General features: G+C 40.8%; 5 protein-coding genes and 1 pseudogene. 3 read left to right on the top strand and 3 right to left on the bottom strand.

Annotation, left to right across the window (positions count from 1 at the left end):
• The first annotated feature begins 126 nt into the window (after window positions 1–126).
• The 3 genes and pseudogenes from GPL15_RS01245 (at window position 127) to GPL15_RS01235 (ending at window position 2202) form a co-directional block, all read left to right on the top strand.
• Window positions 127–417, top strand: a complete 291-nt coding sequence (locus GPL15_RS01245) for a toprim domain-containing protein (protein ID WP_346344875.1) — start codon at window positions 127–129, stop codon at window positions 415–417.
• Window positions 332–1935: pseudogene (locus GPL15_RS01240) on the top strand (type IV secretory system conjugative DNA transfer family protein); the annotation flags it as partial. The gene GPL15_RS01245 and the pseudogene GPL15_RS01240, both read left to right, overlap by 86 nt.
• A gap of 9 nt (window positions 1936–1944) precedes the next feature.
• Window positions 1945–2202: a helix-turn-helix domain-containing protein gene (locus tag GPL15_RS01235; protein WP_215695205.1), complete on the top strand. Its 258-nt coding sequence runs from the start codon at window positions 1945–1947 to the stop codon at window positions 2200–2202.
• 380 nt (window positions 2203–2582) lie between these two features.
• Here GPL15_RS01235 and GPL15_RS01230 read toward each other — a convergent pair whose 3' ends face one another.
• The 3 genes from GPL15_RS01230 to GPL15_RS01220 are packed head-to-tail and all read right to left on the bottom strand — an operon-like array spanning window position 2583 to window position 7180.
• Entirely contained in the window at window positions 2583–5141 is a 2559-nt protein-coding gene (locus GPL15_RS01230; protein WP_215695204.1) for a response regulator, read from the bottom strand.
• Between the two features lie 5 nt (window positions 5142–5146).
• Window positions 5147–5509: an Hpt domain-containing protein gene (locus GPL15_RS01225; protein ID WP_215695203.1), complete on the bottom strand. Its 363-nt coding sequence runs from the start codon at window positions 5507–5509 to the stop codon at window positions 5147–5149.
• 18 nt (window positions 5510–5527) lie between these two features.
• Entirely contained in the window at window positions 5528–7180 is a 1653-nt protein-coding gene (locus tag GPL15_RS01220; RefSeq protein ID WP_215695202.1) for a diguanylate cyclase, read from the bottom strand.
• Between the last annotated feature and the right edge of the window lie 22 nt (window positions 7181–7202).

Below are 7202 nucleotides of genomic sequence, written 5' to 3'. Positions count from 1 at the left end.
AAGGGAATCAGCAATACCCTGTATGTATTTGAAGCGCCTATTGATTTGATTTCCTATATCTCACTTCATAAGGTGGGCTGAGAAAATCATAGTTATGTGGCGCTGTGCGGTGTTGGGCGTCAGTCTATGTATCAGATGCTGAAAGAAAATCCGAACCTGAAAATAATCCGTCTGTGTCTGGATCACGATACTCCGGGGATAAGGGCGATGAAGCGCATTACAGATGAATTGCTGGAGCTGGGATACCAGGATACGAATGAGGAACGCTCCGCCTATAAAGATTGGAATGAAGACTGTAAGGCCGTGCATGGACAGCCGGCACAAGCGGCTGTGGAGTCAGGGGAAAAACCTTCCGGAGACACAGGGACTTGTGGTGGGCGCAAAGTTTACGCAGAGAGGAGTGACTGCACTGATTGATTCCGGGGATATCCATCTGCTAATGATTGGAGCAGCAGGCGTAGGTAAAACCGCCAACTTTTTATATCCATGTATCGAGTATGCCTGCGCCAGCGGAATGAGCTTCATATGCACCGACACAAAGGGAGACTTGTACCGGAACTATGCAGATATTGCAAGGAAATACTATGGGTACAATATCTCCATTCTGGACCTAAGAAATCCAACCAGGTCAGATGGTGATAACATCCTCGGGATGGTAAATAAATACATGGACTTATACCTGGAGAATACGGAAAACCTGGCAAACAAGGCAAAGGCAGAAAAATATGCGAAGATTACGGCTAAAACTATTATTAGCTCTGGTGGCGGGGATTCATCTTCTTATGGTCAGAATGCGTTTTTCTATGACGCAGCGGAGGGACTGCTTACCAGTGTAATCCTGCTGATTGCTGAATACTGCCCTAAAGAGCAGCGCCATATCGTAAGCGTGTTTAAACTGATTCAGGACTTATTGGCTCCATCTCCGGTAAAGGGAAAAAATCAGTTTCAGTTACTGATGCAAAAGCTGCCTCCAACTCATAAAGCAAAGTGGTTTGCGGGCGCAGCGCTCAACTCAGCGGACCAGGCCATGTCCTCTGTTCTTTCAACGGCGATGTCCCGGCTAAACGCATTTCTGGATTCGGAGATGGAGCAGATATTGTGTTTTGACAGTGAGATGGATACGGAGACTTTCTGTAATTCCAAGTCTGCCATCTTTATTGTGCTTCCGGAAGAGGATACCACGAAATACTTTATGGTCAGCCTGTTTTTACAGCAGATCTACAGGGAAATGCTGTCCATTGCGGATGAGCATGGAGGAAAACTTCCAAACCGTGTTGTGATATTTGGAGATGAGATTGGAACGATTCCGAAGATTGAGTCTCTGGAGATGCTGTTTTCTGCCGGCCGCTCCAGACGGATCAGCATGGTTCCGATTATCCAGAGTTTTGCTCAGTTACAGAAAAACTATGGAAAAGAAGGCAGCGAAATCATTATAGACAACTGTCAGGGAATTCTGTTCGGTGGATTTGCGCCCAACTCGGAAAGCGCAGAGATTCTGTCCAAGGCACTGGGAAACAAAACAGTCCTGTCCGGATCAATCAGCTGGGGAAAAAATGATCCCAGCCAGAGTCTCCAGATGATTGGGCGTCCGCTTATGACGCTGGATGAACTCAAGGCACTCCCCAAGGGACACTTCATCCTGGCAAAAACAGGGTGTCATCCTATGAGGACGGAGCTGCGTCTGTTTTTCAAATGGGGGGGATTGTGTTTGAAAATGAATATGAGATGGAGCAGCATGTTGCGCGTCCGGTTTATTATGCGGATAGACTGGAGCTGGAGCAGGAAATCCTTCGGAGGCAGTTTGAGGGGGATATAGAAGAATTTGATGAACCAGAAGAATTCCCACCTGTAGCTGGCGGGGGACTGGGGCACAAACCCATGTTTAAATGCCAGACAGAACCAGAGGAGCATAAGCTGCCGCTCCGGACAGATTAGAGGTGGCCTATGGGATACTATGATTCGGTTTATGGGGAGGAACTGCCGCACCGGGCGATTACGGTATATATGTATCTGAAGGAACGTGCGGATAAAAATAATCAGTGTTTTCCCGCGATGAGTACAATAGCAAAGGAGTTGAACTTGTCAAGAAGAACAGTTCAAAGAGCAGTAAATGATTTAATAAAGGCAAGCTATTTATCAACAGAGCAACGATTGAGGCCAAAGGGTGGAAAGAGCAGTTTGATGTATACTGTTTTAAAATGAAGGAGTGACACCTAGAGAAAAGTCTGCGCGAATAGTGTCATATGGTATATGCCATGATGGCGTATGTAAGAACAACTTAGTACGGAACAAGTATAAGTGCAGAGAAAAGAATTAAGACTGACAAAATACTTTAGAGATAGTTTATATTGGCAGTAAAGTTCTTGTACTTCAGGAATGGTGAGGAAATTTATCGTTCCTGCAATCATAAGGGGCGATAAATATTTAATGAATAGGCAGCGAGGATTTTAACTATGTTATTTTAAAGTTTAATAAAAACAGTAATAATCTGCTGGAGCAGAAGCTCTTTTTATACGCACAGAAAAGGGTGCCGCTTAATAATCTATTTTGATGATTTAGCGACACCCTTTTTAGGGCTGTATTTATATTAAATATCTTTTTAATAAACGGGTCAATTCTATCATATCGATTGGCTTTGCTATATGGGTATTCATACCACACTCCAGACAATGCTGTATGTCATCAGAAAAAGCATCTGCACTCATAGCAATGATTGGGATAGATAAAGCATCTGGGTGATTTGTTCCCCGAATTGCCTTTGTAGCCTCATACCCTGTCATATGTGGCATTCGTATATCCATAAGAATGGCATCGTAATATCCCTCTGGTGAACTTTGAAACTTGTCCAGACATATCCGGCCATCCTCTGCCCAATCCAGTTCCACGCCTAAATCGGACAGCAATTCTTTAGCAACCTCCCAGTTTAATTCATTATCCTCTGCAAGCATAATACGCCGTCCGGATAGATTAATATTTTGGTTCAATGTCTGGTCATGTTCCGTTTCAATGTCCATGTACTGGCGCAAAGCATGATACAATGTTGATTTAAAAAGTGGCTTGGAAATAAAACCACTAATACCCGCTTCACGGGCCTCCGCTTCAAATTCACTCCAGTCGTATGCTGAAATCAGCAAAATTGGAACTTCATCGCCTAAATTATGTCGGATCTCTTTTGCAACCTGAATTCCATTCATGCCCGGCAGTTTCCAATCTAATAGAATGATTTGATAATCTTCTCTCTTTTTATGGTGTTGAATTACCAGTTCTATCGCCTTTTCTCCGCTTAATGTCCATTCAGCTTTTATTCCGATGGATTTTAGGGCCTCCATGGCTGTCTTACATAATATTTCGTCATCATCAACCACCAGCATATTCCAAGAGGGGAGAACCATATCCACTTCCATTGCAACCGCTTTTTCAAAATCAAACGTGAGAACAAATTCGGTACCTTTATCAAGCTCACTTTTTATATCAATAGTTCCTTCCATTGCGTCCACAATGTACTTGGTAATCGCCATGCCTAAACCGGCACCCTCAGTTTTATGTATCCTGGCTCCATCCGCACGGCTATAGGATTCATATATTCTTTTCAGGAAATCTGGCGACATACCAATTCCATTATCTTTGACCATGATATGGATTCGGACATAGTTTTCTCCTTTAGGAGATTTTTCCTCCGAGAGGGATAAGTGTATGGAACCTCCTTCTGGCGTATACTTAGTTGCATTTGATAAAAGATTCAGCAGAACCTGATTTAAGCGTATACCATCGCACCACACATTTTCTGTTAAGATATTTTCAATATGGATGTCAAAGGTTTGCTTTTTAGTCTTGACCTGCGGCTGCATAATGTTAACAATACCTTCAACAACTTCTTTTAATGAAATTTGCTCTGTTGTCAAAGTTAATTTACCACTTTCAATTTTTGACATATCCAAAACATCATTAATCAGACCTAAAAGGTGTTTACTTGATAATGTGATTTTTCTAAGGCAGTTCTGTACCTGTTTCCGGTCATCTATATGGGCTGTGGCAATCGCAGTCATGCCTACGATTGCATTCATGGGTGTACGGATATCATGGCTCATATTTGCTAAAAATTCACTTTTGGCTTTGTTCGCTTCAAGAGCAGCCTGCCTGGTCTTCTCCAATTCATACACCTGAGAACGGGTTATGGAGAAATACCGAAGAAAAATCAATGTCAGAATGATCAAAACAGAAGTACAGGACAACAATGTCATGAACACACGCTGGCTGCTCAAATTGTTTATGATATTGTCCAATATATTATAAGGCATTACCGATACTAAATACCACTCAGAACAGGGGAATGCGATACCATAAATTTGCCGTTCTTCACCGTTTACTTCAAATGTTGTAGCGTATTCTTCGTGATTTTTTAGTGCAGCACCAAATTCTTTAATAGAATTTTCTACAGTAAATGTATGATCTGTAGAATCAAGAAGTCTTTGCAGTTGTTCAAAGAAATACCACAATTCAGTGTTCGAGTTTTGTATCACAAAACTACCATCCGACCTGATAATATGATAATACATCAGCGCTTCCTCATCATCTAAGGAAAGGAAATCAGTGATATATTCCAGAGGAACAGCCGCTATCAGGCCCGTGCTCTTATCGCCATTGTTCAGTGGATAAGCAGCATCAACGCCAAACAATACCACTTCATTTCCAAGGGAATCTACGCCTATAGCGACCCTTTGTTCTCTCTGCAATAATGCATCTACAAAAGGTTCCGGGTTAAGTGGTTGTATCGGTTGTCCATAAAGCGTCTGAAAATCTCCCTCAGCAGAACAAAGTGCTAAATAGTCAAACTCTCTAACCTGCGCCCTGTAAATTAGCTCTTCATATAACTTCTCTCTATCATTGTTATCTGTTGACACAACAGAAACAATACCGCTGACCTGATCAAAACGCAATTGAATGACAGTTTCAAAGTGTCTGGACATTTGCTCATTCATTCCGGCCATATAAATATTACCAATTTCATAAACGGTCTTTTTACTCTTTCGGCTCATATAGATTCCGAGCAGGCTGAAAATAATAATACTAAAGATCAAAAGTCCAATAAAACTGCATATTAAAAAACGCGTTGTCGAATTCTTCTTTTTACGGTTTTCCATTGATGCTATTCCTCCCTGGAACTCTTATAATCTTCAATAACATCAATTATTTCATAGTAGTCTTTTGAGAGCAGCGGTATCAGATCGACAGCCCGATTCCAATCACCTTCTTTTAATGCTTTTGTTACCAGACTACTACTTTCAAACAATCTGGTAAAAGAAAGATTTTGACAAATTCCTTTGAGTGTATGAACGGCTCTGAGAGCCTCAGCATAGTCTTTATTTACCATAGATGCTTCAAACAAGAGAAAACTTTTATCGTCCAGGAACTTATATACAAATTTCTGAACGGTTTGTTCACGCCGCAGTCTGCCCAATACTTCATCAAAATCACCGCCAAATTTTATATAACAATCTTTAAGATTCATGATCATAATTTCTCCTTTTTAAATATTATCTGCGCTGTATTCTTTATCGTTCAGAAAACATATGGACACCTTGTTTTTTTTGTTTTTTGATTGATACATCATATTGTCTGCAACTTTGAAAAGTTCTTTTGAGGTTCCTCGACCATATGCTCCTCCTATGCTTACAGACATATGTATTTCGGGACGGCCATCAATTATCAGAATATCAACAGAGTGTCTGATCCTCTCCATCTTTTTCTCAAATATATCTGAAGGTATACTGAAAAAGATAATTACAAATTCATCGCCGCCGTAACGGATAACAGCATCCGTTTTTCGTACACAGGATAGAACCGTTTGTGCAATGCTTTGCAATACGATGTCTCCTACATCGTGGCCATAATTATCATTGATATGCTTAAAATTATCTACATCTATTACAACCATTGCCTGAATATCATCTGTGCTTTGAAAATGTTCATCATAATAACGGCGATTGTAGACACTGGTTAAAGAATCAATATATAATAACTGCAGATGCCGCTGTTTGCGAGACAGGAAGGTGTATTTTTCATAGGAAAACAATCTGTCGTAGTCTATTTTATTTCTTATATCCTGTATATTTTTAGTCTCTTGTTCAGGAGAATGATCCATAAGCTCACTTTCAAGTGTATCTGCAATTTCTTGCAGGCACAGTAAAAGAGTAGGATTAAATGCACCACATTGTCCTTCTAAAATCATTTTCAAAGCTTCTTCATGTGAATAAGCTTTCTTATAACATCTTTCACTGGTTAAGGCATCATATACATCGGCCAGTGCAACTACCTGAGCGGCAATGGGAATTTCTTCTCCCTTTAATCCGTCTGGATAGCCATTGCCATCATACCTCTCGTGGTGCCATCTGCAAATCTCAGAAGCCACTTTGACAAGCGGAGCTTCCTGCTGCTCAATGGGCAGATCTAACAGCATGTGGGCGCCGACTGCTGGGTGAGTTTTCATGACTTCAAATTCCTCTGCTGTTAGTCGTCCAGGTTTATTCAGTATTGCATCCGAAATTGAGATTTTCCCAATATCATGCAGTGCAGAAGCGGTGCTGATTAAAGAGATATCTGCTTTGGACAAAGGATATTGATCCGTAAGCTGAACCAACTGCTTCAGCAAAAATTTTGTAATCGTATTAACATGAAGTATGTGTAAGCCGCTCTCTCCATTACGAAATTCCACAATATGAGACAGGATTGAGATCATCAGCTTATTATTCTTTTCCTGCTCATGAAATTGTTCTGCGATAATTTTCTCAAGATGTTGTTGCCGTGCATATAAAAACATCGTGTTAGAAATTCGGCGCTGGACAATGGTTGGATCAAAAGGACGGCTAATGTAGTCAAAAGCTCCTAAGTCATAGGCCCGCTTTATATTAGCAGGAGAATCATCAGCAGAAATCATAATAACAGCGAAGGTGTCGTTCCAATGATATTTGTTTATGCAGGCTAATACTTCAAATCCATTCATTTGAGGCATCATAATGTCCAGTAGCAGAAGGGAGAAATCCGTTCTTTGTTTTGAAAGGAGAGTAATTGCTTCTACACCATTATCAGCCTCTACCACATCATATTGCTCTTCCAAAATATCTACTAAAAGAGCGCGATTCATTTCTGAATCGTCTACAATTAAAATTTTTTGTTTTTCCATGGTTCTTAAATACTTTCCTAAT

Source organism: Clostridium sp. MCC353, assembly GCF_018785315.1.
Taxonomy (GTDB): Bacteria; Bacillota; Clostridia; order Lachnospirales; family Lachnospiraceae; genus CHH4-2.
Note: the sequence above shows the minus strand (reverse complement) of the source record. Positions and strands in the feature narration are given on the sequence as shown.

Bases quoted from the DNA above. Each gene is read 5' to 3' on its own strand.
- GPL15_RS01245 (WP_346344875.1), top strand. From the start codon at position 127: ATGTATCAGATGCTGAAAGAAAATCCGAACCTGAAAATAATCCGTCTG.
- GPL15_RS01235 (WP_215695205.1), top strand. From the start codon at position 1,945: ATGGGATACTATGATTCGGTTTATGGGGAGGAACTGCCGCACCGGGCG.
- GPL15_RS01230 (WP_215695204.1), bottom strand. From the start codon at position 5,141: ATGGAAAACCGTAAAAAGAAGAATTCGACAACGCGTTTTTTAATATGC.
- GPL15_RS01225 (WP_215695203.1), bottom strand. From the start codon at position 5,509: ATGAATCTTAAAGATTGTTATATAAAATTTGGCGGTGATTTTGATGAA.
- GPL15_RS01220 (WP_215695202.1), bottom strand. From the start codon at position 7,180: ATGGAAAAACAAAAAATTTTAATTGTAGACGATTCAGAAATGAATCGC.